This is a genomic window from Phyllobacterium sp. 0TCS1.6A (assembly GCF_026420825.1).
Taxonomy (GTDB): Bacteria; Pseudomonadota; Alphaproteobacteria; order Rhizobiales; family Rhizobiaceae; genus Phyllobacterium.
On record NZ_JAPMAB010000002.1, the window covers coordinates 731,074 to 755,101 of the forward strand.

Annotated in this window: 24 protein-coding genes and 1 tRNA gene; 13 read left to right on the top strand and 12 right to left on the bottom strand. The window is 57.9% G+C overall.

The window, feature by feature from the left end; genetic code table 11:
- Positions 1 to 9 precede the first annotated feature (9 nt).
- Positions 10 to 1,521 carry a hypothetical protein gene (locus OSJ75_RS07650; RefSeq protein WP_267227426.1) on the top strand — a complete coding sequence of 504 codons (1,512 nt, stop codon included), beginning with the start codon at positions 10 to 12 and terminating at the stop codon, positions 1,519 to 1,521.
- Here OSJ75_RS07650 and OSJ75_RS07655 read toward each other — a convergent pair.
- The 9 genes from OSJ75_RS07655 to OSJ75_RS07695 form a co-directional block, all read right to left on the bottom strand.
- The gene (locus OSJ75_RS07655; protein WP_267227427.1) at positions 1,487 to 2,380 is read right to left on the bottom strand and encodes a glycosyltransferase; all 894 of its coding nucleotides are present in this window, start codon (positions 2,378 to 2,380) and stop codon (positions 1,487 to 1,489) included. The genes OSJ75_RS07650 and OSJ75_RS07655 overlap by 35 nt on opposite strands.
- Positions 2,377 to 3,489: a glycosyltransferase gene (locus tag OSJ75_RS07660; RefSeq protein ID WP_267227428.1), complete on the bottom strand. Its 1,113-nt coding sequence runs from the start codon at positions 3,487 to 3,489 to the stop codon at positions 2,377 to 2,379. Before OSJ75_RS07660 ends, OSJ75_RS07655 begins: the two co-directional genes overlap by 4 nt.
- Positions 3,486 to 4,418, bottom strand: coding sequence for an NAD-dependent epimerase/dehydratase family protein (locus tag OSJ75_RS07665; RefSeq protein WP_267227429.1), 933 nt, complete (start codon positions 4,416 to 4,418; stop codon positions 3,486 to 3,488). The genes OSJ75_RS07660 and OSJ75_RS07665 overlap by 4 nt, the downstream gene beginning before the upstream one ends.
- Positions 4,415 to 5,764, bottom strand: a complete 1,350-nt coding sequence (locus OSJ75_RS07670) for an oligosaccharide flippase family protein (protein ID WP_267227430.1) — start codon at positions 5,762 to 5,764, stop codon at positions 4,415 to 4,417. Before OSJ75_RS07670 ends, OSJ75_RS07665 begins: the two co-directional genes overlap by 4 nt.
- A 3-nt stretch (positions 5,765 to 5,767) precedes the next feature.
- Entirely contained in the window at positions 5,768 to 7,000 is a 1,233-nt protein-coding gene (locus tag OSJ75_RS07675; protein WP_267227431.1) for a glycosyltransferase family 4 protein, read from the bottom strand.
- Positions 7,001 to 7,004: 4 nt separating this feature from the next.
- Complete coding sequence (gene wecB / locus OSJ75_RS07680; RefSeq protein ID WP_267227432.1) at positions 7,005 to 8,129, bottom strand: non-hydrolyzing UDP-N-acetylglucosamine 2-epimerase; 1,125 nt, start codon at positions 8,127 to 8,129, stop codon at positions 7,005 to 7,007.
- A 2-nt stretch (positions 8,130 to 8,131) separates the two neighbouring features.
- Positions 8,132 to 9,037, bottom strand: coding sequence for a dTDP-4-dehydrorhamnose reductase family protein (locus tag OSJ75_RS07685; protein ID WP_267227433.1), 906 nt, complete (start codon positions 9,035 to 9,037; stop codon positions 8,132 to 8,134).
- Positions 9,034 to 10,074: a polysaccharide biosynthesis protein gene (locus OSJ75_RS07690; protein ID WP_250019460.1), complete on the bottom strand. Its 1,041-nt coding sequence runs from the start codon at positions 10,072 to 10,074 to the stop codon at positions 9,034 to 9,036. The genes OSJ75_RS07685 and OSJ75_RS07690 overlap by 4 nt, the downstream gene beginning before the upstream one ends.
- Positions 10,075 to 10,590: 516 nt before the next feature.
- A tRNA-Ser gene (locus OSJ75_RS07695) sits at positions 10,591 to 10,681 on the bottom strand.
- 325 nt (positions 10,682 to 11,006) lie between these two features.
- On the opposite strand from OSJ75_RS07695, the gene OSJ75_RS07700 reads away from it, so the two are divergent.
- The 3 genes from OSJ75_RS07700 to OSJ75_RS07710 all read left to right on the top strand — a co-directional run bounded on the left by OSJ75_RS07700 (position 11,007) and on the right by OSJ75_RS07710 (position 13,193).
- Positions 11,007 to 11,327: a hypothetical protein gene (locus OSJ75_RS07700; protein ID WP_267227434.1), complete on the top strand. Its 321-nt coding sequence runs from the start codon at positions 11,007 to 11,009 to the stop codon at positions 11,325 to 11,327.
- A 31-nt stretch (positions 11,328 to 11,358) separates the two neighbouring features.
- Positions 11,359 to 12,027 carry a peptide-methionine (S)-S-oxide reductase MsrA gene (gene msrA, locus OSJ75_RS07705; RefSeq protein WP_267227435.1) on the top strand — a complete coding sequence of 223 codons (669 nt, stop codon included), beginning with the start codon at positions 11,359 to 11,361 and terminating at the stop codon, positions 12,025 to 12,027.
- Between the two features lie 170 nt (positions 12,028 to 12,197).
- Positions 12,198 to 13,193 (top strand): BMP family lipoprotein, encoded by a 996-nt coding sequence (locus OSJ75_RS07710; RefSeq protein ID WP_267227436.1) that lies wholly within the window; start codon positions 12,198 to 12,200, stop codon positions 13,191 to 13,193.
- A 39-nt stretch (positions 13,194 to 13,232) separates the two neighbouring features.
- Here the strand turns inward: OSJ75_RS07710 and OSJ75_RS07715 are convergent, their stop codons facing one another.
- A complete protein-coding gene (locus tag OSJ75_RS07715) occupies positions 13,233 to 13,694 on the bottom strand; it encodes a GNAT family N-acetyltransferase (protein WP_267227437.1) in 462 nt (153 codons plus the stop codon).
- Between the two features lie 13 nt (positions 13,695 to 13,707).
- A complete protein-coding gene (locus tag OSJ75_RS07720; RefSeq protein WP_267227438.1) occupies positions 13,708 to 13,917 on the bottom strand; it encodes a SlyX family protein in 210 nt (69 codons plus the stop codon).
- A gap of 226 nt (positions 13,918 to 14,143) precedes the next feature.
- Between OSJ75_RS07720 and OSJ75_RS07725 the strand changes: the two genes are divergently transcribed.
- Genes OSJ75_RS07725 through deoA form a run of 7 tightly spaced genes read left to right on the top strand, consistent with a single transcriptional unit; the run spans position 14,144 to position 20,870 of the window.
- On the top strand, positions 14,144 to 15,676 hold the full coding sequence (locus OSJ75_RS07725) for an ABC transporter ATP-binding protein (protein WP_267227439.1): 1,533 nt from the start codon (positions 14,144 to 14,146) through the stop codon (positions 15,674 to 15,676).
- Positions 15,673 to 16,224: a cysteine hydrolase family protein gene (locus OSJ75_RS07730; protein WP_250019453.1), complete on the top strand. Its 552-nt coding sequence runs from the start codon at positions 15,673 to 15,675 to the stop codon at positions 16,222 to 16,224. The genes OSJ75_RS07725 and OSJ75_RS07730 overlap by 4 nt, the downstream gene beginning before the upstream one ends.
- Entirely contained in the window at positions 16,221 to 17,366 is a 1,146-nt protein-coding gene (locus OSJ75_RS07735) for an ABC transporter permease (protein ID WP_250019452.1), read from the top strand. Before OSJ75_RS07730 ends, OSJ75_RS07735 begins: the two co-directional genes overlap by 4 nt.
- Positions 17,366 to 18,337 (top strand): ABC transporter permease, encoded by a 972-nt coding sequence (locus OSJ75_RS07740; RefSeq protein WP_250019451.1) that lies wholly within the window; start codon positions 17,366 to 17,368, stop codon positions 18,335 to 18,337. The genes OSJ75_RS07735 and OSJ75_RS07740 overlap by 1 nt, the downstream gene beginning before the upstream one ends.
- 2 nt (positions 18,338 to 18,339) lie before the next feature.
- Positions 18,340 to 18,744 carry a cytidine deaminase gene (locus tag OSJ75_RS07745; RefSeq protein ID WP_250019450.1) on the top strand — a complete coding sequence of 135 codons (405 nt, stop codon included), beginning with the start codon at positions 18,340 to 18,342 and terminating at the stop codon, positions 18,742 to 18,744.
- Positions 18,741 to 19,541: a purine-nucleoside phosphorylase gene (locus OSJ75_RS07750; RefSeq protein WP_267227440.1), complete on the top strand. Its 801-nt coding sequence runs from the start codon at positions 18,741 to 18,743 to the stop codon at positions 19,539 to 19,541. The genes OSJ75_RS07745 and OSJ75_RS07750 overlap by 4 nt, the downstream gene beginning before the upstream one ends.
- 6 nt (positions 19,542 to 19,547) lie before the next feature.
- Positions 19,548 to 20,870 (top strand): thymidine phosphorylase, encoded by a 1,323-nt coding sequence (deoA, locus tag OSJ75_RS07755; RefSeq protein WP_267227441.1) that lies wholly within the window; start codon positions 19,548 to 19,550, stop codon positions 20,868 to 20,870.
- Between the two features lie 2 nt (positions 20,871 to 20,872).
- On the opposite strand, the gene upp is transcribed toward deoA, so the two are convergent.
- Positions 20,873 to 21,499, bottom strand: a complete 627-nt coding sequence (upp, locus tag OSJ75_RS07760) for a uracil phosphoribosyltransferase (RefSeq protein ID WP_250019447.1) — start codon at positions 21,497 to 21,499, stop codon at positions 20,873 to 20,875.
- Between the two features lie 161 nt (positions 21,500 to 21,660).
- Here upp and ubiE point away from each other — a divergent pair, with 161 nt between their 5' ends.
- Positions 21,661 to 22,437 carry a bifunctional demethylmenaquinone methyltransferase/2-methoxy-6-polyprenyl-1,4-benzoquinol methylase UbiE gene (gene ubiE / locus OSJ75_RS07765; protein ID WP_250019446.1) on the top strand — a complete coding sequence of 259 codons (777 nt, stop codon included), beginning with the start codon at positions 21,661 to 21,663 and terminating at the stop codon, positions 22,435 to 22,437.
- A 7-nt stretch (positions 22,438 to 22,444) separates the two neighbouring features.
- The gene (gene ubiB / locus OSJ75_RS07770; protein ID WP_250019445.1) at positions 22,445 to 24,022 is read left to right on the top strand and encodes a 2-polyprenylphenol 6-hydroxylase; all 1,578 of its coding nucleotides are present in this window, start codon (positions 22,445 to 22,447) and stop codon (positions 24,020 to 24,022) included.
- Positions 24,023 to 24,028: the final 6 nt, after the last annotated feature.

Consider the following 24,028-nt stretch of genomic DNA (forward strand, 5'->3'; position numbering starts at 1 on the left):
CGATACGCCATGTCAGGCGGGACAATACGAATAAGAAGTATCGATTACAGAATATTGTTGTTCTCGCTCCCGATCATCGCTCTATTCCTGTTCTCGTTGGGTGCGGCCTCCTATCAAGGTGGTATTCTGTCGTTCACGATGTTCGGCGTCATTGCTGTGACATACGCTACAACGGCCGCAATTTGGCGCCCATCGATATTCTTGTCGATTACAGCTCTCTTTCTGTCTCTTGGCTTCATTATCAAGCTGTTTGCTTTGAATTTTTTCGACGTGGAACTGATCGAGCCCGTGGGTCAATTCAATGGTGCCACGCAGTGGGACACTGCGCTCAATTTTGCATCAGCCGGGTTGTTCGGCGGGACTTGTGCCAATTACGTCAGCAGTTTTGCCCCATCCACAAGATGGACAGCACGGCCCTCCTCCCCGATGCCAGCAACAGCGCGTCCGTTTCTTTTTTTATTGCTGGTGGTTCTGATGGTTTTTGCCGTTGCGGTCTACGGCATCAATCTGCGTTGGAATATATTGCGTATCGGCTATACGCTGGGCGTCGACTTGCCATTCCCCTTGTACCCGATCCTTGCCTTTATCATTGCCTGGGGTGCGCTCATCGGAGCGCTGACACTGGTGTGGTGGCTCCAGGATCTGGATAAGCCGGTATCGTTTGCCGCTCTTTATATTTCAGGCATTGTGGGTCTCATGGCGTCGCTTACGATGGGAAGCCGAGTTCAGTTTCTGCTGTATATACTGGCGGCAGTTCTGGTCATCGCAAGCAAAGATGGCGTCAAAGCCTTGTTCCGCACCCGTGTGCTTACTGCCTCGTTAATCTGCGGCCTCCTATTTGTCCTGTCGATTGCGGCCGTCAGCCTGCAACGCAGCTTTGATTTCACCTATCCCGTCATTGCGGTGGAAACACGCGACACAGGCATAAGGAACGAGCCAGCCGCCGGATTGACGGAGCGCGTCCCAACGGAAGAAGCAACCGGTCCCACCATGAGTGTCCGCATTCAATCCATCACCCACGAACTGAAGTCACTTCTAATTATGCGCTGGGTTGGCTTGGAAGGCGTGATGACCACCGCCGGCTCCCCTGAGCAACTCGGAATCGCTTTGTTCAGCGCAGCGTTACATGAATATCCGGCCATGGGGGCCAACGGCATATACCAGCACATGTCTGGCGACCGCTACGCCAACGTCAAAGACTATGTGTTTCTTACGCTGCCTGGTCCTATCGGTGTTGCCTCATACACCGGGAACTTAGTCCTTATTGTTGCTTTCGTCTTCGTATGTATGTTGTTGGGCCACGCGCTGGAGCTTTACTGTGCAAGCGTGACGCGCAACCTCGGCTGCACGAGCGCGGTGGGAGTTTCCTTGGCCTATCTATTCGTACAGATGGGCTTTCCCTGGACCCTGTTTATCTATTGCGTTGAACTTTTTCTGACCATTAGCGTCATTGCCCTTTTAAGACTCGCGCTGCTGAAGTTTGCAGTCAACGATAGAAAAGTCCTGCCCGCGCAAGCGTAATACAAACAGCAAGGCCGCGTTTGCTCCATAATGATTGTGGGCGGGAGATAAGAGCTTTCATGAGGCGCTTGAAGGCCGTCGATGGTCGTCCCGATTTGAAATGGATGATTGACGAAAGTAGGTTGGCATTTGCGTAAGCTGCCCTACGGTAACGGACCAAGTGCGGCTGAGAAAAAACTGACAGCGGACCACCGACAATATCCAGCGGTTCTTCAGCGCGATCAATGCTCACAGGCCTATAGCTTGCCGAGGCATCGTGAATACGAAAACAAGCCAGAGGTTCGGGCAGATGCAAAAACTTGCCAAGGGACGCCAACCTGAAAAAAAACTCCAGATCGGGCATTTGTCTCAGATCGGCTCGCCATGGCCCCACACGCTCATAGGCCGCACGCAAGAAGAATGCCCCGGGTCCGGGCAGGCAGTGCAATTGCGCATACAGCTCAATTTCTGAATAATCGGGTGGCGTCACCAGTCCGGTGGTTTCTCCCTGGGCATTCAAGATGTAAAAATCCGGATAAACAAGCACTGCGCCAGCATGGGTGAGCAACGCATCTACACTTAGTTCCACCGCCTTTGGCAATAGACGATCATCGGCGCTCAGGTAGGCCAGAATCGAACCGGAGGCAGCAGCCCAACCATTCTTCAAGGCAACACTTTGTCCCTGATTGGTTTGCCTGATGACCTGGACCCTGTCGGGAAATCCGGCCGCTATTTCATGTGAAGAATCGGTAGAGCCATCGTCAACGACGATGATCTCTACGTCGGTATAGGTTTGTTCGAGCAGGCTTGTTATCGCTTCGGCAAGATATCGTTCACAATTATAGACCGGGACCACGATACTCACTTTTGGTCCGCTCATTTAACATGCTCCGCAATCGCAACCAGATCATCGGCGATTGCACTCCAGGAATAGTTTCTCAGTACATATGCCTGCCATCGCCGGCCTTGTTGCCTGCGCTGGCTGCTTCCCAGCATTATCATCAGAGCATGCGCGATTGAAACAAGCTCGCAATTACAAATCAGGCCGGCATCGACCTCTTCAATCGCGGACAAGCCACATTGATCGGTGGCAACAACAGGGATGCCTGCCGCCCCCGCCTCCAAAGCGACGAGCGACATTGCCTCGGCACGGGACGGAACGACGAGAAAGCTCGCTCCCCGATAGAGCTCCGTACGTTGCTGTTCATTGACAAAGCCGAGGAACCGGATGCGGTTGTTCAGCCCCAATTCTCGACTGCGAGCTTCGAGCGACGCCTGGAGCCCCAAGTCGGGCCCGGCCAGCAGCAGAGTGATCTCAGGATACTGCGGTGCCACTATCCCGAAAGCTTCGACAAGAAGATCAGGTCCCTTTATATGCGCAAGACGCCCCATGTAGAGGATGTAAGGGGTCGCGGGGCTTTCCGCGGCCGGAGTTTCGGCGAGAGCAATGTTGCTGGCAATTGCACCGTTCGGCAAAACTGATACGCGGTCTGCCGGGAAGTGGAAGCGTGCTAAGAGCTGTTGTTTCTCAAGCTCGGTAATGGCAATGATTTTCGCAGCCTTACCAAGCAGTAACCAGCCAAACAGTCGGTGGAAGAGCTTCGCCACAGGGCGAGGCTCGTTTAAGAGGGCCAGCTCACCGGCAGCGCATAACAGGAACGGCCTGTTGCCTACGAAAGCGAAAAAGGCAGTCAAGACTGATAGCAGGTTCCAGTATCCCAGGATATGAACCACTTCAGCATTTCGCACCAAATTCCAAAGGCGCCACGGAGATACGAAGGGTATCGTGAACTTCAGGCGCGTTGAACCCGTCACGTAGATCGACGCTCCAATCCCCGTCAGTTCTTTGACCAGCGAACCAGAATCAACCGTCGCGATGGAGCATTGATGCCCTGCAGCAACCAAGGCTCTAGCCAATTGCCGAGTTCTTTCCGCTGTCCCCGCACCGCGCTCGCTGTCCAGTGAAACACAGGTAAGCAACAATTTCATTGGACAGCCCTGAGCGAGAGTTTCTCAAGGTACAGATCAAGCTCTGTCCCAAAATCGGGCCGCTTGATTCCAGCTCGATCCAATAGGTCGGCGGAGAAGCGTCGGCTGGGCAGGACTGTTGATTGGCCTCGCACTTTCAAAGCTAAACTTAAGCAAAATAGCGGAAGCTCGGGCACATTGCTTAAATCCGGCCTATTGCAGAAGCGCAGGATTTTTTCATTCATATACGCGAAGTTGTTGCGCTCGTCGTCGTCATCGGTGACGAGAAGCGTGCCGCTCTCGCTTGTATGCGCCAATGCATACGCCACTGCAGACAGAACGGATGCCGCGCTGACCAGATGCATGCGGCGTCGGCCATAAAGCGCTTGTCTCAATCCGAGTTTCAATAAGGGCGCTTTTTGAGCCTCGTTGAAAAATGAAACGACGTTGCGTCCTCCATCCCCGAAAACGGCACCCAATCGTAATACGGAGAGAGTGAGTGGAGATGCTCGAAGCAAATCCTCGATCTGACAGTGTTCTCGAGCGTAGGCGTTGTCCGGCATCGGCGCAGTATGCTCATCGATAAATTTGGCGGTGCTTCCGTTGTAGATATCGATGGAACTAAGATGAACCAAACGTTCGATGCCCGTCTTCGTCAGGGCGGACAGGGCAGATTTCGTGTAATCCAGGCACCAACCGCTGCCATCGGGCCGCAACATGTTGATGGCAACGTCAAGGCTTCGCATCTTCGGCAGGGCCGAAAATGTATGTTCCTCGCGAGCATCAATTATGTTGACGGAAGCAGCCTCCGCCAGCCAGTCTGGTCTCGTTCTGTGAACGAGGTAGTGCAACTCATAGCGGTCATCTGACGAGAAATGGGCAGCGAAAAGTCGCCCTAGAAACCCGGATCCTCCGAGCACGAGAATCTTGCATTTGGATGATTGGGTCATAGTGAAAAGACCCGCGCCGCGCCGCGTATAGGACGGTGTAGTCTCAGCACTGTGGGATCAATACCGAAATGCAGCCGTGCTCGATATGCAAAGGCCAGCATCTGCAGGATATTGCCTGCCGCCATAGCTGTCGCTAGGCCTCCCACGCCCAAACACTCCAATCCCAGGACGCCCAGTATAATTGTGAGAAAGCCTGCACCGAGAGTAATCCGCATGGCCGTAAGCTGTTGTCCGCCCGTCATCAGCAACACGCCCGCCGCACCACAAGCTGCGTGAATAACCTGGCCAAATCCGAGGATCGCAAAGATATAATATGCTTCTATGAAAGCGGGATTCCAAAAATAGATCAGAGGATAGCCGATCAGCAGAAAAGCGGAATAGCCAGCACCGGCCAGTAAAGCACTCGTTCTTGCCGTTGATGAAACCAGGTCGCACAATTCGCCGTTGCGCTCAGCTACCCTGTGTTCCACGGCCACCGGCGCCAAGGCGGAATTCGCAATGGCTAGTGGAAAAAGCAACAATGCGGAGATACGGGCTGCAATGCCATAGACAGCAACCTCCTGCGCGCCGTACCAGTGCGAGAGTAGGATTATATCCGCCTGCGACATCAAGAAGAGCACCAGCGAGCTCAAGAGATTGGGGAGCGACTTTGCTGTAAAGGTGACAATTCTCTTCTTATGGAATGCTTTTCTTGGAAATTTTCTGATTTTTCGGTACACCAAAAGGATAGAAAGTATAAATACACCGGTTGAACCCACCAGTCCGCAGTAAAGCACTTTTTGAATCGAAGAATGCTCTAATCCGAAATATACTATCGAAACATATATTGGCACGAACAGGCCTGATGACGTCATGATGATGTTCGCAGCGCCATATGATCGCAACGCCCGCAATATCTCACAGGAAATAGCGCTTTGAGCATTGAAGGCCGCGGTGAAGAATACACACGTCAAGATGGTATGTTCGGCTGGGCCGAGATCGCCGTAATAGAGAAAAATGGAATAGAGCCCTGTCAGTAGCGCAGATGTGAGAATTGAAACCGTAATGATTGAGGCGATAAAAAATCGTGCCTCCGCGAATTTGTTCTCTGCCACATATGCAGAGAGAAACTGCGGAACGGTGAACGTGAAACCGAGTTGAGCAATGGTGGACAAGGCTGCAATCGCGACTTGAGCTTGGAAAAATAGTCCTACGGCCGAACGCTCCAAAACCAGAGGCAACAGCAAGGAATTTGCAATTCCGCCGACAAGCAAAGCGATCCTGCTCGCAGCGACTGCTCCACGCGATTTGGTGAAGCTCAAGTCTTTCAAGCCGGCGTCGATCGCTGGGGATTTTTCTGATGTCATCGATCAGGATACTTCCACCGGCTGTACCGATTTTCGACCAGCCTCCCCGAGGATTTGTTCCAGGCGGTCCACGATGCGGGTGAAATCGAATTCAGCCTCGCTATATGCGCGCCCGGCTGCACCCATCTGCAATCGCCTGTCGCGCGGCATCGCCATGAGATTGCTAACGGCTTCGGCAAGTTTTGCGCTATTGCCGGCTGGACATGCAATCCCTGCACCGGCATCGCGAATGATACGAGCGCCCTCACCATCGAGCATTCCAAGCAAAGGCACACCAGCCGCCAGATAAGCCTGAACCTTGCTCGGAACCGTCAGCGAGAACAATGGCTGGGCCTTCAGCGAAACGAGGAGAGCATCGGCGGCGCGATAGAAGCGAGGCATCGCTTCCAAGGGATGACGACCCAGCATGCTCACCCTATGCGTCAGATGACGTTGTTCCAACTGTTGCTTCAACCAATCGGCCAATCTCCCGTCACCGACGAAATTCCAGTGCAGATCGTCACGATGGGCCAGGGACGAGATTGCATCAATTACGGTAGGGAAATCTTGTGCTTCACCGATATTGCCTAGGTAATAGACCTGAAAGACGTTCTTTCCCGCCTCTCTACCTGCATCTACGGCTCCATCCCCGGCCGGCGCCCAATTTGGCAGATAACTCACCGGCACATCGGCGGGCACTTGTTGCCTCAGGCGGGGTAGAAAGGCTTGCGATTGGCCAAGCACATGGTCCGTGTGCCGATAAACCCAGGAAAGAAAGAGATCAACCCAACGTAAGACCTTCTGCGATCGGACCACACCCATCGCCGCCAGCGTGTCCGGCCACAAATCCTGAACCCAGAACACTGTGGGCGCACGCTTCAACCATCGTAGTATGACACTTGGCAATCCGATGGTCGCTGGCGACAACTGATAGACCAATACCGCATCGAAAGGACGCCCCCGCAGCTTCCAGGCGCCGAGCATGGCTGCCGACATGGCAAAACTGAGATAGTTGGCGACGAGGCTGATCGAATGGCGACCCCGCGGCACAAGAGGCACTCTGACAATATCGACATCGCCAAGCTTGTTCCATTCATGCGGAGATTTCCGGAACCCGGCGAAAACCTTGCCGTCGGGATAGTTTGGCAGGCCGGTCAGAACGCATACGTCATGCCCCCGCCGTGCCAGTTCGACAGCGAGTTCATTGATGCGAAAATTCTCAGGCCAGAAATATTGGCTGAGGATCAGGAGGCGCATGCCTTCATCCCTTTCGCCAGACGTAGTTGTTAACATAACTCGTATAGCTGTGCAGAATGCGCAGCACCTTCTGCGAGACATTGTCCACGTCATAGTCGCGTACGAGACGTAGCGATCGCCTCTCTCCCGCGGGTTGCCGTTCCAAGATTGCCAGCCCTTGAAGCACCCGATCCAGATCCAGTCCGACCATCATGACGGTTCCTTCTTCCATGCCTTCCGGGCGCTCGTGAGCCTCACGCAGATTGAGCGACCGCAGATTGAGGAGGGAAGTTTCTTCGGTGATGGTGCCGCTGTCAGACAGGATCGCTGTCGCGTTCATCTGCAACCAGACATAATCCAAGAATCCAAGCGGCTTCAACAGGCGCACGTTTGGCGCGAATTTGAGCTCTAATTCCTCGATGCGTTTGCGCGTGCGCGGATGAGTTGAGACGATGACTTTACACCCAAGCGCCAGATGATTGAGGATTTCCGCAAGACGGACCAGTTGGCGTGGATTATCGACATTCTCTTCGCGATGCGCACTGACCAGATAGAATTCACCGGCTTGCAGGTCCAGATCCTGCAGCACGGTAGAGGCTTCTATCCCTTCGCGATAATGGTTCAGCACCTCGCCAAGCGGGCTACCTGTCTTGATGACACGGTCGGGTGGCGTGCCTTCGCGCAGAAGATACTCACGCGCAATGTCGCTATAGGTAAGATTGATATCCGAAATTTGATCGACAATCCGACGGTTGATCTCTTCGGGAACTCTTTGATCAAAACTGCGATTGCCGGCTTCCATATGGAATATCGGAATCTTGCGTCGTTTGACCGCAATGGCTGCAAGAGCACTGTTCGTATCGCCGAGAATCAAAACAGCTTCGGGCATTTCCTTCTCCAGCAACGGGTCAATCGCGGAAATCACCCGGCCTATCGTCGCCGCAGGCGTTTCGCGGGCTGCGTCAAGGAAATGATCAGGCCTTCGCAATTGTAATTGCTGGAAGAACACTTCATTCAATTCGTAATCATGATTTTGACCCGTATGCACGATAGTGTGGTCGCAGAACTCATCAAGCAGCGGAATGATGCGGGATAGTCTGATGATCTCGGGCCTGGTGCCCAGGATTGTCATCACCTTGAGTTTCTTCATTGCTACGACACCGCCTCTTCGCGAACAGCGCTGTAGTGCCGAATGTAGTCTGAATGCATGTCTGCGATCAGCTTTTCCCAGCTAGGCGGACTATAGTTCAGTTCGTGTCGAAGGGGTTCCGAGTTCAGCGAGCGGTCCAGGCGGGGATGTTCACTGCGCAAGACTTGCGTTCGACGGCCGTAGGCAGACGCAATCAATCGAAGTAAGCGGTCCTTGTCGATTGGCGCGGCACTTAGGTGATAAAGACCGCACAAATCATCATGCGGTAAAATATAATTTTGGATTATATGTGCGATCTCGATCGTGGGAAGTCCCGAAAAGACAACTTGAGCATAACCTGAAACAGGCGCCTTCGCGCCGAGGAACCAGTCCACGAGACTTAGATGATTGGTCAACTCATGCCCGATCAGCGATGTCCGTATGGTCAGATGCCTGCCGTAATTTACTTCTCCGAGATATTTGGACCGGCCGTACAGATCGTCCGCATCGGCGTGGTCGGCTTCCCGGTAATCGCCGCGATCGCCCGCAAAGACACAATCCGTCGAGAAGTGGATCAGGCGTGAACCATGTGCGTTGCACCAACCCGCCAATTGATGAGGCAACAAGGCATTGATCGCAATAGCCTCCTCCACATTCAAGGACGATTCTCGCTGCTTGATAAGGCCAACACAATTCAGAATGACATCTGGTCTTATCGCATCGAGCGTAGCCAGGAGCGTTCCGCGGTCGAGAACATCAACATGACCGTGCAAGGTGCCAACCCCATGCAAGGTCGCCGTATGGCTATCGGGCATGGTCGCACCCCCCCGGACCGTGCCATGAACCTCATATGTTGTATTCATGGCCAGGTGGCGGAAAAGTGTATGGCCGAGCATCCCACCGGCGCCCAGAACGAGAATTCTGGTCATGCAGCATCATCCATCGCTCTGAATTCACCCTTCAAAGCTTTTCTGACGACACTCAGCTTCAAAAGGAGGGACTTGGTTTCCTCCACGCTGAGTTGATCCGTGTTATCGGAACTATAGTCATCGGCACGGGTAATCTCCGAGTGCCCCTCTTCGAAGAATTTTGCATAATTCAGATCGCGGTTGTCCGGCGGGATCCGATAATATTTGCCGAGATCTTCCGCCAGGGCCATTTCCTCCCGGCTTAGAAGCGCTTCACTCCGCTTCTCGCCATGTCGCGTGCCCATTATCTTGTGCGGATAATTTGGCACGTCGAACAATTCGCACAAAGCTCGTGCGAGCGTGGCTAATGAGGCCGCCGGCGCCTTCTGCACGTAGATGTCTCCGTTCGAACCGTTCGTAAATGCGAACATGACCAGTTCGACCGCTTCTTCGAGCGTCATCATGAAGCGCGTCATGCTCGCATCGGTTAGCGTCAACGGTATTCGCCGTCGTATCTGGTCGATAAACAGAGGAATAACTGAACCGCGCGAGCCCATGACATTCCCATAACGGGTTGTGCAGATCATTGTCGCGGAATCGCCAAGCTCTCTTGCCTTGGCGCTTGCGACCTTCTCCATCAGGGCCTTGGAGATACCCATCGCACTTACGGGGTACACCGCCTTATCCGTACTCAGACAGACTACTCTGCGTACGTTACAGGTCTGAGCGGCATTGATCATGCACTCCGTGCCCAACACGTTCGTGCGCACCGCTTCCATCGGGTAGAATTCACAGGATGGAACCTGTTTGAGAGCTGCGGCGTGAAAAACGTAGTCCACGCCCCGTAGCGCTCCTACCAGACTGCCGTAATCTCGAACATCACCCAGGTAAAACTTCAGCTTTGGGTTGGCGTACCGAAGTCTCATGTCGTTCTGCTTCTTTTCATCACGACTGAAAATTCTGATTTCACCCAGGTCGCTGTGCAGGAAGCGGTCAAGTACCGCATTGCCGAACGACCCAGTGCCCCCCGTAATCAGCAAACACTTCTCTGCTAACATCGTCGCACCGATCTTATTAGACTTTATTCCATATATTACATTGTAAAATCATGCAGTTTTATACGTCTGCTGCAATAGCGCGTAAAAGTAGAAATGGCAACTGGCATAAACAAAAAATTATATTATTACATAATATATCATAAGTTGCATTGCGTTGTGTTCACATCGTTACATTGTGGAATAGTATACTTTAGTCTAATTAGATCGAGCGTCATGACCTGGACCAATCATGGGTAGTTCGTTGAAAATAGGCTTGGTGAGGATGATCAGAAGCAAGCAATTTACCAATCCAGGCGTCGTTGATGCCGCCATCGACGGCGCCCGTACGGCGCCCGATACAGAAAATATTTCTGCCTTGCCGATAGAGTGGGGCGGCCCCTGCCTGGGGAGTGGATCGCCTCTGCGAGCATGCCCTGTCCGGCAAAATCATGGCGCACGCGGCGATCGAGGCTTGGCGAGCGGGAGACAGCTTCCTGCCTATGGCTTGATATAAATCTGTCAGGGGAAAAACTTAACTGGCGGAGAGAGCGGGATTCGAACCCGCGTTACGCTTTTGACGTAAACACACTTTCCAGGCGTGCGCCTTCAACCACTCGGCCACCTCTCCACACTTCGCTCGGCATATATTTGCCAGGCGGGTCGACTTTCGGATATCTCCGCCAAAGGAGCACCGTCAACCACGAATGCTCTTGATATAAGCACGTAAAAACATGCCGCAATGGTTAGTCGGCGGCAGCCCGTGCGGCGCGCACTATAGCCAGAACACTCAACTGTTCAACTCTTATTTCAAATATTTTTGTAAGCTCGATGGAAGCTGTGTTCCGGCGGATGGCGAGGTTGGGTAAACCGCCAAAAACCGGTTCATTCGCCATGGATGAAGCGATAGGATAGAAGGCGTTGCCGCGCGGCGGTCATCGATCGGAGAGCATCAAGTGTTGCGACTGTTTCTAAGATTCCTTGCCTATATCAGCCTGAGCCTGGCGATCATCGCCGCTGTCCTCGATGCGGCCCGCTCCGTCGGTGCCTCGCATCTGGTGGTGACGCCGCTGCAGGAGAGCTGGCTTTCCATATCGGCGCCGTCGCTGGCCCTTGTGGAAACTGCGGTCAAGACCCATCTAAGTGCCATGATCTGGGACCCGGTAATGCTGGCATTGCTGCAAGTGCCGACGGTGGCCGTTTTTGCGTTCCTTGCCCTGCTTTTCTACATGGCAGGGTATCGTCGCACCGATGGCGTCGGACGGTTTGCCCGCTAGGTCCGGTTCCATCAACCCAACGGAGGCCGTCATGTCACTACTCAGCATGTTCGACAAGAAAACAGCAATGCCGACGGCCGAACAGGCCTTGCCCGGCAGGGATACGCCGATCGCCACGGCGCAGCATCATTTCGTCAACGGCCGGCCGCTGAAGGGGCCATGGCCTGAAAATCTCGAAGTCGCCATGTTTGGAATGGGCTGCTTCTGGGGCGTGGAGCGCCTGTTCTGGCAGGTTCCGGGCGTATATGTGACGGCGGCGGGCTATGCCGGCGGCATCACCCCCAATCCGACCTATCAGGAGACCTGCACCGGCCTGACCGGGCACAATGAGGTCGTCCTTGTGGTATTCGATCCCGAAATCGTCTCCTATGACGAACTTCTGACGCTGTTCTGGGAAGAACATGATCCGACGCAGGGCATGCGGCAGGGCAATGATATCGGCACCACCTATCGCTCGGGCATCTATACGTTCAGCCCGGAGCAGCATGCGGCGGCGCTCGAAAGCCGTGATGCCTACCAGCAGGCGCTTTCGGCAAGCGGTCGTGGCCGGATCACGACCGAGGTCCTGGAAGCTCCGGAATTTTACTATGCCGAGGACTATCATCAGCAATATCTGGCGAAGAACCCCAACGGCTATTGCGGACTGCGCGGCACGGGCGTTTCCTGCCCCATCCCGCAGGGCGTGTCGCGCGCGATATGACGGGCGGCTCGCCGCCCTGACCGTTTTTTGACCGATTAGCAAAATTCCGCGTGAATTCTACACCTGGTCGTGCCAGATTGCATTCTGGCGCGAGAGCAATGGTGTGCCTCGGCTGAAATGCGATGCGAAAAGCACGCGCACTCAACAAAATGCAGAGGGGTTGCTCTCCAATGAAGCCTATTGTCCTTGGTCTCCTGGCCGCTACGGCCCTGTCTTTCCCGGCTTTCGCCGCGGATGAGAAACCCGCCGTCATCTACGATCTCGGCGGCAAATTCGATAAGTCCTTCAACGAGGCGGCATTCAACGGCGCGGAAAAATATACCGCCGATACCGGTGTGAAATATCGCGAGTTCGAGATCCAGAACGAAGCCCAGCGCGAACAGGCGTTGCGCAAGTTCGCCTCGGACGGAAATTCGCCCATCGTCATCGCCGGTTTCTCGGCCGCTGCGGCGATCGAGAAGGTGGCCGGGGAATTCCCCGAGACCAAGTTCGTCATCATCGACGCCGAAGTCGACAAGCCGAATGTACGGTCCGTCGTCTTCAAGGACAATGAAGGTTCCTACCTCGTCGGCGTCATGGCGGCGAAAGCGTCGAAATCCGGCACCGTAAGCTTTATCGGCGGCATGGACGTTCCGCTCATCCGCAATTTTGCCTGCGGCTATGTCGGCGGCGTCAAGGCGACGAATCCTGATGCTAAGGTCATCCAGAACATGACCGGCGACACGCCTGCGGCCTGGAACGATCCGGCAAAGGGCGGCGAAATCGCCAAATCACAGATGGACCAGGGTTCGGACGTGATTTTTGCGGCGGCTGGCGGCACCGGCATTGGCGTGCTGCAGGCGGCGGCCGACGCGGGCAAGCTCGGCATCGGTGTCGATTCGAACCAGAATGGTCTCCATCCGGGCAAGGTTCTCACTTCGATGCTCAAGCGGGTCGATGTTGCTACCTATAATGCCTTCAAGGATGCCGCTGACGGCAAGTTTACCGCCGGTGCGAGCTATCTCGGGGTGAAAGAGGCCGGCGTCGACTATGCCGCCGATGAAAACAATGCGCCGCTTCTGACCGATGAGATCAAGAAGGCTGTCGAAGCGGCCAAGGCGGATATCGTCTCCGGCAAGGTCCAGGTGCACAGCTATTTCACCGATAATTCCTGCCCTTACAAATAAGGTCTGGCGCGCCGCATGTCTCTTGCAGGCGGCGCGCTTTTACAGGCAGCGGCGCATGACCCACGCGCCTGCTTCCTCGGCGCCGAGTTCCTCCAAGCGCTCCCAGCCCAGTCTTTCGTAATATTCGGGCTGGCTCGAATAAAGATAAAGCACATCTTCGCCCTGTCGGCGGGCGCTGTCTTCCACGGCTCTTGCCAGCGCTGTGCCGGCTCCCATCAGGCGCATTTCCGGCGCCACGAAGAGACTGGCGAGCCAGGGACGCAGATGGCGATGCGTCTCGAGGACGCTTTCGATGAACAGGCACAGGCCGGCCGGCGCGCCGGCGACGAGTGCGACGAAGGCCTGCTCGCGGCTCGAGGAGTCGAGCATGGCCATAAAACTGTCGATCGTCTCTTCCATGCTACGGCCCGCATCCCGGCCCCATGCCTCGTAATTCCAGCGCGCGCAGAGCGGAACGAGTTCAGGGTGATTTGCCAGAAGATCGACTTTCACTAGGCCCATGGCGCTCGAACCTTCAGTAGTGGGGTGGCCGGGTGATGGGAATATCGGGCGCCGCCTGTTCCTCGAGGGCGAGAAAACGGTCGGTGAGGGCATCGAGCTTGCGCTGCATGCCTTCCAGCTGCTTCCACTGATCGGCAATCTGCCCGGACATTTCCTCGATCGTGCGCTCTTGCTCGGTCACCAGGACTTCCAGCTGCGTCAGCCGTTCGCGATCATCCGCCAATTCCCTACCTCCCTGTGCAGCGGTTGGAATTCCGCCTTTCGCACGAGTTGACACGAGTTGCGCGATAGCATCAAGAGGTGCTAGCGGCAATCGGCGAATGAGGCGAGAAGATGCCTCGGCCGGGCCTGCGCCCAATCTTTTGTTTCTTGGGTGGAAAGAAAAATATCACGTGCTAGGGTCATCGCATCTTGGATAAGAAAAAGGCTGATCTACAGCGGATGGGGAAATGAGCGTTTCTGCTATTGAACTCATTGGAGTCGATAAGCGCTTCGGGGCTGTTCACGCCAATAAAGACATTCATCTGCGCGTGGAAAAAGGCACGATCCACGGCATTATCGGTGAAAACGGCGCCGGAAAATCGACGCTCATGTCGATCCTCTACGGTTTTTACCAGGCCGATGCCGGGGAGATCCGCATCAACGGAGTGCCAGCGAAGATCGCCGATTCAAATGCTGCCATAGCGCTCGGCATCGGCATGGTGCACCAGCACTTCATGCTCGTGGACAATTTCACGGTGCTTGAAAACGTCATGCTCGGGGTCGAGGGCGCGCCCTTGCTGAAGAAGGGCATCGCCAGGACCCGCGCCGAACTCAGGCGGCTCGAGGAGGAGTATGAACTCGACGTCGATCCCGATGCGCTGATCGAGGAACTGCCGGTGGGATTGCAGCAGCGTGTCGAGATACTCAAGGCGTTGTACCGGCAGGCGGATATACTCGTGCTCGATGAGCCGACGGGCGTCTTGACCCCGGCCGAGGCCGATCATCTGTTTCGTATCCTCGTGCAGCTGCGCGACCAGGGCAAGACCATCATCCTGATCACCCATAAACTGCGGGAGATCATGGCGGTGACCGACAATGTCTCGGTGATGCGGCAGGGCGCCATCGTGGCGACGCGCAAGACCGCGGAGACTTCGGCGGAAGAGCTTGCGGAACTCATGGTCGGCCGCCGCGTCCTGCTCCGGGTCAACAAGGGCGAGGCGAAGCCCGGCGATGTCAGGCTGTCGGTGGAAAACCTGACGGTGCGCGACAGTCGCGGCGTCGTCATGGTCGACAATGCGTCGTTCCAGGTGCGCGCGGGCGAAATCGTCGGCATTGCCGGCGTGGCAGGCAATGGCCAGTCGCAGCTCATCGAAACGATCGCCGGCATCCGCACGGCGGTCTCGGGGAGGGTGCTGCTGAACGGCCAGTCGATCGATGTCACCGGCGCGGCCGATCCTGCCGAGCTGCGCGATCGTGGCCTGGCGCATGTGCCGGAGGACCGGCACCATATGGGCCTGGTGCTGGCGTTCGAGGAATATGAAAATTCCATCCTTGGCTATCATGACGATCCGCTTTATCTGAACGGACCCTTCCTCGACATCGATGCGATCCAGGCGGATGCGCGCAAGAAGATCGAAAAATACGATATCCGCCCTTCCGACCCTGAAATGAAGACCGCCAATTTCTCCGGCGGCAACCAGCAGAAGATCGTTCTCGCGCGCGAGATGGAGCGCAATCCGGATGTGCTCATCATCGGCCAACCGACGCGCGGCGTCGATGTGGGGGCGATAGAGTTCATCCATAAGCGGATCATCGAAATGCGCGATGCCGGCAAGGCCGTCCTGCTGGTATCCGTCGAACTCGATGAAATACGTTCGCTGTCGGACAGGATCCTCGTCATGTTCGCCGGACGGATCGTCGGCGAGCGCGATGCGGAGGCGGATGAGGCCGAATTGGGCTGCCTGATGGCAGGTGTTGAACAGTTGGAGGCGGCGGAATGACGACGCAGGCGTTGATCGTGATTGATGTTCAAAAGGCGATCGATGATCCGAAATGGGGCCGCCGGGGCCAGCCCGAGACGGAAGCCAATATCGGCCGTCTGCTGGCGGCTTGGCGCGCGCGGCGCTTGCCGGTCATCCATATCAGGCATGATTCAACCGACCCGTCCTCGCCCTATCGACCGGGCAGCGAAGGCAATGACTTCAAGAGCGAAGTCGAGCCCATTCTCGGTGAACCCGTGGTGGACAAGCGCACGAACAGCGCCTTCATCGGCACCGATCTCATGGATGTGCTGGACGAATTGCAGGTGCGCAGCCTCGTCGTGACAGGCGTCCTCCTCGAAAACTCGGTCGATGCGACCGTGAGGATGGCGGCCGGGCTTGGTTTCGAGGTGCTCATACCGGAGGACGCCGTCGCCAGTACCGATCGCACGGACCGGAGCGGCAAGGCCTGGAGCGCCGAGGAAGTGCACGCGCTGTTTCTTGCCGTTCTCGACGGCGAGTACGCCCGTATCACCACAGCCGATGCCGCCATCGAGGCGCTGCCATGAGCCAGCCATTCGCCAAACTGCCCGCCTGGGCCGATTACGGCCTTCTTCCGCTCATCAATCTCGTCGTAGCCTTTCTCGTTGCCGGGCTTGTGGTCCTTCTCGTCGGCGAAAGCCCGATCGACGCGGCCATACTGATGGTCAAGGGCGCATTCGGTTCCGGCGATGGCGTCGGCTATACGCTCTATTACGCCACCAATTTCATCTTCACCGGCCTTTGCGTCGCCATCGCCTTTCACTGCGGCCTGTTCAACATCGGCGGTGAGGGCCAGGCCTATATTGGCGGGCTCGGCGCGGCGCTTGTCGGCCTCAGCCTCGGCGACGTGCTGCCGTGGTGGCTTGCCTTTCCGCTGGCCATTGCCGCCTCCGCCATCGCCGGCGCCCTGTGGGCGCTGATCCCGGCATGGCTGCAGGCGAAACGCGGCTCGCACGTCGTCATCACCACCATCATGTTCAATTTCATCGCCGCCAGCATCATGGTGTCGATCGTGGTCAATTTCCTGCGGCCGGCCAATGTGCAGGCCCCCGAGACCAGGGTCTTCGGCGAAGGCGGGCAATTGCCCGGGCTTGGCTGGCTTCTCAACGGCATAGGGCTCGACATGCGGTCGGCGCCGCTCAACATCAGCTTCCTGCTGGCGCTGCTGGCGGCGTTTCTCGTCTGGGTGCTGATCTGGCGTACAAAGCTCGGCTACGAGATCCGCACGATGGGTTTCAGTCCCAAAGCGGCGCGCTATGCCGGCATCGGTGAAATGCGCATCATCATCATTGCCATGCTCATCTCTGGCGCCTTGGCCGGCATGATGGCACTCAACCCGGTCATGGGCGCCCAGCATCGCCTTCAGCTCGATTTCGTCGCCGGCGCAGGGTTCGTCGGCATTGCGGTTGCGCTCATGGGGCGCTCCCATCCGTTCGGCATCGTGCTTGCGGCCATCCTGTTCGGGATGCTCTATCAGGGCGGCGCCGAGATAGCCTTCGACATGCCCAATATCTCGCGCGACATGATCGTCATCATCCAGGGGCTGGTCATTCTGTTCGCCGGGGCGCTCGAACACATGTTCCGGCCAACGCTGCAGCGGATATTCCATGCTTTTGGACCGAAGGCGACGCCCATACAGCCCAATGCTGCCGCACCGGGGAGGCAGTGATGGAACTTTTCATCACGTTCATACAGCTTTTCGACATGACCATCCGCCTGTCGGCACCGCTGCTGCTGGCCTGCCTGGCGGGGCTTTATTCGGAGAGAGCCGGCGTATTCGACATCGGTCTTGAGGGAAAGATGCTCGCAGGCGCCTTCGCCGCGGGTGCCGTCGCCACATGGTTCGGCTCCGCGCCTCTCGCTCTGGCTGCGGCGGTCGTTGTTTCCATTGCCCTCAGCCTCGTCCACGGATTCGCGTCGATCACCCATCGCGGCAATCAGATCGTTTCGGGCGTGGCGATCAATTTCATCGCGGCAGGCACGACGGTCATCCTGGGGCAGGCCTGGTTCCACCAGGGTGGACGTACGCCTTCGCTCCCCAACAGCGCCCGTTTCACGCCGATCAATCTGCCCGGGGCGGAGGCGGTGCGCGACGTCCCGATACTCGGGCCGATCTATTTCGAGCTCATTTCCGGGCATTCGATCCTCGTCTACCTGGCATTTCTGCTCGTGCCGTTCACATGGTGGGTGTTGTTCCGCACACGGTTCGGCCTGCGGCTGCGCGCCGTCGGCGAGAATCCCGCCGCTGTAGACACGGCCGGCATCTCCGTCTCCTGGCTGCGCTATCGTGCGGTGATCTGCTGCGGGCTCCTCTGCGGTGTCGCCGGCGCCTATCTGGCTGCGGCGCAGGGCGCAGGCTTTGTCAAGGACATGACGGCCGGCAAGGGCTATATCGCACTCGCGGCATTGATCTTCGCCAAATGGCGGCCGGTGCAGGCCATGTATGCCTGCCTGCTCTTCGGCTTTCTGGATGCGCTCGGCATCAGGCTCCAGGGGCAACCCCTGCCCTTGATCGGCGAGGTGCCGGTGCAATTGATGCAGGCCTTGCCCTATGTGCTCACCATCATTCTCCTGGCGGGCTTTATCGGCAAGGCGATCCCGCCGAAAGCGGGCGGCGTGGCCTATGTGAAGGAAAGGTGATCATGAGCAAGGATCTGTTCGACGCGGCCTATGCGGCCATGCAGAAGACCCATTCTCCCTATTCGCAATTTCCGGTGGGCGCCGCCTTGCGCACGCGCGATGGCCGCGTCTATTCCGGCTGCAACATCGAAGTGATTTCCTACCCGGAAGGCTGGTGTGCCGAAACGACGGCGCTTTCGCACTTCGTCATGGGCGGTGGCGGCGAAATCACCGAGATTGCGGTCGTCGCCGAAAAGAAGGCCAAGTGCACGCCATGCGGAGGCTGCCGCCAGCGCCTGGCCGAGTTTGCCGGACCCGAAACACTGCTGCACCTTTGCGACAATGACGGCATCGTCGAAACCTTGCGTTTGCGCGATATCTTTCCCTATGGGTTCGAAGCCGACGTGCTCGGGAAAGGCGCCGCATGATTTCGGCGGCAACCGGACATCTCATACAGAAATTGAATGGACTGGCGCCCCGGATAGCATTGGTGCTTGGTTCAGGGCTGGGCTCGCTGGTCGATGCAGTGGATGATGCCGTCCGCATTCCCTATGCGGAACTGCCGGATTTTCCGCATAGCGGCGTTTCGGGTCATGCGGGCGAGGTGGTCGCCGGTTATCTTTCCGGCAAGCCGGTTCTCATGCTCGCTGGGCGCTCGCATTACTATGAAAATGGCGATGCTGCAGTCATGCGGCCGGTGATTGCCAGCCTCGCCGATCTCGGTATTGAAATGCTGCTGCTCACCAATGCGGCAGGCTCGGTGCGGCACGATCTGATGCCGGGAAGCGTCATGCTGGTTGATGACCACATCAATTATTCCGGCCGCAACCCGCTGATCGGCGAGGTGACCGACCAGCGCTTCGTCGGCATGACCACCGCCTATGACCGCAAATTGAGGGACGCGCTGTTGCTGGCCGCCGGCGATGTCGGCGAAAAGCTGGAGCAGGGCGTCTATATGTGGTTTTCGGGGCCGTCCTTCGAAACGCCGGCCGAAATCCGCATGGCCCGCATTCTCGGCGCCGATGCGGTCGGCATGTCGACCGTGCCGGAGGTGATCCTTGCCCGCTTTCACGGCCTGCGGGTTGCCGCCTGTTCGGTGATAACGAATTTTGGCGCCGGCATGACAGGCGATGAGCTCTCGCACGAGGAGACGAAGGACATGGCGCCCATTGGCGGAGCCAGACTGCAGAAGATAATCGCTGCATTCGTCCGGGACATGGGTTAGCCGCGGATGGTCCTGCCCCAGGAGATCATACGGCGCAAACGCGACGGCCATATGCTGGAGGCGAGCGCGATAGCCGCCTTTATCGAAGGGCTGGGCTCCGGCCGCGTCACGGAAGGCCAGGTTGCCGCCTTTGCCATGGCGGTGTTCTTCCAGGGCATGCGGCGCGAGGAAACGGTGGCGCTGACGCTCGCCATGTTGCGCTCCGGCGATGCGCTGGACTGGTCGCATCTGCCCGGGCCAGCGGTGGACAAGCATTCGACCGGCGGCGTCGGCGACAATGTTTCGCTGATGCTCGCACCCATTGCCGCTGCCTGCGGCGCCTATGTGCCGATGATTTCGGGCAGGGGGCTGGGGCACACCGGCGGTACGCTCGACAAGATGGATTCCATTCCCGGATATCGCAGCCAGCCCGACAATGCGCTGTTTCGCAATGTCGTGCGCGATGTCGGCTGTGCGATCATCGGCCAGACCGCCAATCTCGCTCCGGCCGACAAGCGTTTCTACGCCATCCGCGATGTAACCGCGACCGTCGAATCCATTCCGCTGATCACCGCCTCCATACTCTCGAAGAAGCTGTCGGCCGGCCTTGGCGCGCTGGTCATGGACGTCAAGGCCGGAAGCGGCGCCTTCATGGCCCGAAAGCGCGATGCCGTGACGCTCGCCGAAAGCATCGTCGCCGTCGCCGAGGGCGCCGGGCTGCCGACCACTGCCCTGCTCACGGATATGAACGAGCCACTGGCGCTTGCCGCCGGCAACGCCGTCGAGGTGCGCAATGCGGTGCGGTTCCTGACCGGCGAGCGACGCGATGCGCGACTGGAGACGGTGACGATTGCGCTGGTTGCCGAAATGCTGCTCTCGGCAGGGCTTGCATCGACGCAGCGAGACGCCTCTGCTATGGCGCAGGAGGCATTGAACAGCGGCAAGGCCGCGGAAATATTCGGCCGCATGGTCGCGGCGCTCGGCGGCCCGGCTGATTTCATCGAGCGGATGGATCATCATTTGCCACAGGCGCCGGTGCTCCAGGAGGTGAAAGCGCCTGCCGGGGGCTATGTCGCCGCCATCGATACGCGCGCTCTCGGCATGGCCGTCGTCCAACTTGGCGGTGGGCGGACCCGCCCGCAGGACCCGGTGGATCATGCGGTGGGCATCACCGCCCTCCAGCCGATCGGAGCGCGGATGGAAAAAGACGAGCCGATCGCCCTCATCCATGCGCGCAGCGAGGATGACGCCAGGCTGGCCGTTGCGAAAGTTCTTGCCGCCTATGGCTTTGCCGAGCGCAAGCCGCGATCGACCAGCCCGATCTTGCGCCGGATATCAGCGGCGACGTAGCGCTACTTCGTGCCGTACATCCTGTCGCCCGCATCGCCGAGCCCGGGGACGATATAGCCCTTCTCGTTGAGATGGCTGTCGATGGCCGCCGTGAACACCGGCACGTCCGGATGGGCCGTCGTGAAGCGCTCGATGCCTTCCGGCGCTGCCAGCAGACAGAGGAAGCGTATGTTGCTTGCGCCGCGATCCTTCAGTTTCTGGATGGCGGCGATGGCCGAATTGGCGGTCGCCAGCATCGGATCAACGACGATGATGAGGCGATTGACGATATCCTCGGGCGCCTTGAAGTAATATTCCACCGGCTGAAGCGTTTCATGGTCGCGGTAGAGGCCGATATGGGCGACGCGGGCTGCCGGCACCAGATCGAGCATGCCCTCAAGCAAGCCGTTGCCGGCGCGCAGGATGGAGGCAAAGACGAGCTTCTTGCCTTCGATGACCGGCGAATCCATCTCGACCAGCGGCGTCTGGATGCGGATATTGGTCAATTGGAGATCGCGGGTGACTTCGTAGCAGAGCAGGAGCGAGATTTCCTTGAGCAGGCGGCGAAAGCCTGCGGTCGACGTGTCCTTGTCGCGCATGATGGTGAGCTTGTGCTGCACAAGCGGGTGGGAAACGATTGTCACGCCCATTGAAAATCCCTCACTCTGAAATCAGCCCGACCTTAGCGATTGCTTGCTCCCGGCGCAAAGCATGCGTCGGCGGGACGCACAGTTTTGTCGCGCAGGAGGCAATAGCCTTCTGTTGATCAATCCTCTATGGTTCGCCGCGATAGCATTTCAGCAGGTGGAAGATGAACCAGCAACGCACCGGCGCCCATGGCGGCATGGAGACCTCGTTCGGCTTTCAGAACGTGCAGGACGGCGAAAAGCAGTCGCGCGTCAATGACGTATTCCACCGCGTGGCCAAGCGCTACGATTTGATGAACGATCTCATGTCGGGGGGGCTGCACCGCGTCTGGAAGGATTCCATGATCGCCTGGCTGTCTCCTTCGCGGACAGCGCAATGGAAGGTGCTGGACGTCGCCGGCGGTACCGGCGATATCGCCTTCAGGATCATCGAGGCATCGCAGCGAAACGCCCATGCCACGATCCTCGACATCAATGGTTCGATGCTCGAGGTCGGCCGCGACCGCGCCGAGAAGCAGGGATTGGCCGACAATACGCGCTTTGTGGAGGCGAATGCCGAAGAACTCCCGTTCGAAGACGGCATTTTCGATGCCTATACGATCGCTTTCGGCATCCGCAATGTGCCGCATATCGATCGCGCACTGGCGGAAGCCTATCGCGTGCTCAAGCCGGGCGGGCGCTTCCTCTGCCTGGAATTCTCCGAGGTCGAACTGCCTGTCCTCGACAAGATCTACGATGCCTGGTCGTTCAATGCGATCCCGAAGATCGGCAAGGCCGTGACCGGCGACGCCGACAGCTATCAATATCTCGTGGAATCCATCCGGAAGTTTCCGCGCCAGGCGGATTTCGCCGAGATGATCCGCCAGGCCGGATTCGAGCGGGTTACATGGCGTAATTTCACCGGCGGCATTGCCGCGCTGCATTCCGGCTGGAAATTGTGATCGTTGAATGAGTAGTTTCGCCGCAATGTTCCGGCTCGTGCGAGCTGGCTGGATATTGACCCGGGAAGGCGTGATCGCGGCCTTGCCCGCCGAAGGCCTGACCGGCCTGCCGGCATTCGGCCACCGCGTCGCCGGGCTCCTGGCAAGGCGCCGGGCCCGCACTGCCCGCAGGTCGGAACGTCTGTCGCGCGCGATCAACAAGCTCGGCCCGTCCTATGTCAAGCTCGGCCAGTTCCTGGCCACGCGTCCGGATGTCGTCGGTACCGAGGTCGCGGATGATCTGGCGCTGCTGCAGGACCAGCTCGATTTCTTTCCCATGGCCGCATCCGTGCGGGCCATCGAATCCTCGCTCGGGCGGCCCGCCGGCGATCTCTATGCTTCCATCGGAGATCCGATAGCGGCCGCTTCGATCGCGCAGGTTCATCCGGCTTTCATCGATACGCCGGAGGGACAGCGCAAGGTGGCGGTGAAGGTGGTACGGCCTGGCGTGCGCCAGCGCTTCACCAACGACCTCGAAAGCTTCTTCCTGGTGGCGCGCTGGCAGGAACGCTACATGCCGTCTACGCGGCGCCTGCGCCCCGTGGAAGTCACCCGGACGCTGGCGCAGACGACCCGCATCGAGATGGATTTGCGGCTCGAGGCCGCGGCGCTGTCCGAGATTGCGGAGAACACCGCCAATGATCCCGGCTTTCGCATTCCGACCGTCGATTGGGAGCGTACCGGGCGCGACGTGCTCACGCTCGAATGGATCGACGGCGTCAAGATGTCGGATATCGATGGCCTGGTCGCCGCCGGCCATGATCTGTTCAAGCTGGCGGAGACGCTCATCCAGTCATTCCTCAGGCACACATTGCGGGACGGCTTCTTCCATGCGGACATGCATCCCGGCAATCTGTTCGTCGATGCGACCGGCAATATCGTGGCCGTCGATTTCGGCATTACCGGTCGTCTTGGCAAAAAAGAACGCCGTTTCCTGGCGGAAATTCTCTACGGCTTCATCACCCGCGACTATGTGCGTGTCGCTGAAGTGCATTTCGAGGCTGGCTACGTGCCGCACCATCATGATGTGGCGAGCTTTGCCCAGGCTATCCGCGCCATAGGCGAGCCCATTCACGGCCAGCCGGCCGAAACGATCTCCATGGCCAAGCTTCTGACGCTGCTCTTTGAGGTTACCGAACTCTTCGACATGCAGACGCGGCCGGAACTCGTCATGCTGCAAAAGACGATGGTCGTGGTCGAAGGCGTTTCGCGCACGCTGAACCCGCATTTCAACATGTGGAAGGCCGCCGAACCGGTGGTTGGCGACTGGATCCGGCGCAATCTCGGCCCGCAAGGCATATATGTCGATGCGCGCGAGGGCGTCGGCGCGGTGATGCACCTGGCACGGCAGCTGCCGGAACTGGTGGCTCGGGCGGATCGCCTGTCCAAGGAACTGGACCAGATGGCGCAACATGGCCTGCGTTTCGACGCACCGACTGCCGAAGCCATCGGCCGCGCCGAGGCTCGCCATACGCGGTCGGGCCGTGTCGCGCTATGGGTGATTGCGGTTTGCAGCATCCTGATCACCTATTCGCTTTTATTCTAGGCAAAT

Coding starts and splice junctions, on each gene's coding strand:
- OSJ75_RS07650 (WP_267227426.1), top strand. CDS start 10: ATGTCAGGCGGGACAATACGAATAAGAAGTATCGATTACAGAATATTG.
- OSJ75_RS07655 (WP_267227427.1), bottom strand. CDS start 2,380: ATGAGCGGACCAAAAGTGAGTATCGTGGTCCCGGTCTATAATTGTGAA.
- OSJ75_RS07660 (WP_267227428.1), bottom strand. CDS start 3,489: ATGAAATTGTTGCTTACCTGTGTTTCACTGGACAGCGAGCGCGGTGCG.
- OSJ75_RS07665 (WP_267227429.1), bottom strand. CDS start 4,418: ATGACCCAATCATCCAAATGCAAGATTCTCGTGCTCGGAGGATCCGGG.
- OSJ75_RS07670 (WP_267227430.1), bottom strand. CDS start 5,764: ATGACATCAGAAAAATCCCCAGCGATCGACGCCGGCTTGAAAGACTTG.
- OSJ75_RS07675 (WP_267227431.1), bottom strand. CDS start 7,000: ATGCGCCTCCTGATCCTCAGCCAATATTTCTGGCCTGAGAATTTTCGC.
- wecB (WP_267227432.1), bottom strand. CDS start 8,129: ATGAAGAAACTCAAGGTGATGACAATCCTGGGCACCAGGCCCGAGATC.
- OSJ75_RS07685 (WP_267227433.1), bottom strand. CDS start 9,037: ATGACCAGAATTCTCGTTCTGGGCGCCGGTGGGATGCTCGGCCATACA.
- OSJ75_RS07690 (WP_250019460.1), bottom strand. CDS start 10,074: ATGTTAGCAGAGAAGTGTTTGCTGATTACGGGGGGCACTGGGTCGTTC.
- msrA (WP_267227435.1), top strand. CDS start 11,359: ATGTCACTACTCAGCATGTTCGACAAGAAAACAGCAATGCCGACGGCC.
- OSJ75_RS07710 (WP_267227436.1), top strand. CDS start 12,198: ATGAAGCCTATTGTCCTTGGTCTCCTGGCCGCTACGGCCCTGTCTTTC.
- OSJ75_RS07715 (WP_267227437.1), bottom strand. CDS start 13,694: ATGGGCCTAGTGAAAGTCGATCTTCTGGCAAATCACCCTGAACTCGTT.
- OSJ75_RS07725 (WP_267227439.1), top strand. CDS start 14,144: ATGAGCGTTTCTGCTATTGAACTCATTGGAGTCGATAAGCGCTTCGGG.
- OSJ75_RS07730 (WP_250019453.1), top strand. CDS start 15,673: ATGACGACGCAGGCGTTGATCGTGATTGATGTTCAAAAGGCGATCGAT.
- OSJ75_RS07735 (WP_250019452.1), top strand. CDS start 16,221: ATGAGCCAGCCATTCGCCAAACTGCCCGCCTGGGCCGATTACGGCCTT.
- OSJ75_RS07740 (WP_250019451.1), top strand. CDS start 17,366: ATGGAACTTTTCATCACGTTCATACAGCTTTTCGACATGACCATCCGC.
- OSJ75_RS07745 (WP_250019450.1), top strand. CDS start 18,340: ATGAGCAAGGATCTGTTCGACGCGGCCTATGCGGCCATGCAGAAGACC.
- OSJ75_RS07750 (WP_267227440.1), top strand. CDS start 18,741: ATGATTTCGGCGGCAACCGGACATCTCATACAGAAATTGAATGGACTG.
- deoA (WP_267227441.1), top strand. CDS start 19,548: ATGGTCCTGCCCCAGGAGATCATACGGCGCAAACGCGACGGCCATATG.
- upp (WP_250019447.1), bottom strand. CDS start 21,499: ATGGGCGTGACAATCGTTTCCCACCCGCTTGTGCAGCACAAGCTCACC.
- ubiE (WP_250019446.1), top strand. CDS start 21,661: ATGAACCAGCAACGCACCGGCGCCCATGGCGGCATGGAGACCTCGTTC.
- ubiB (WP_250019445.1), top strand. CDS start 22,445: ATGAGTAGTTTCGCCGCAATGTTCCGGCTCGTGCGAGCTGGCTGGATA.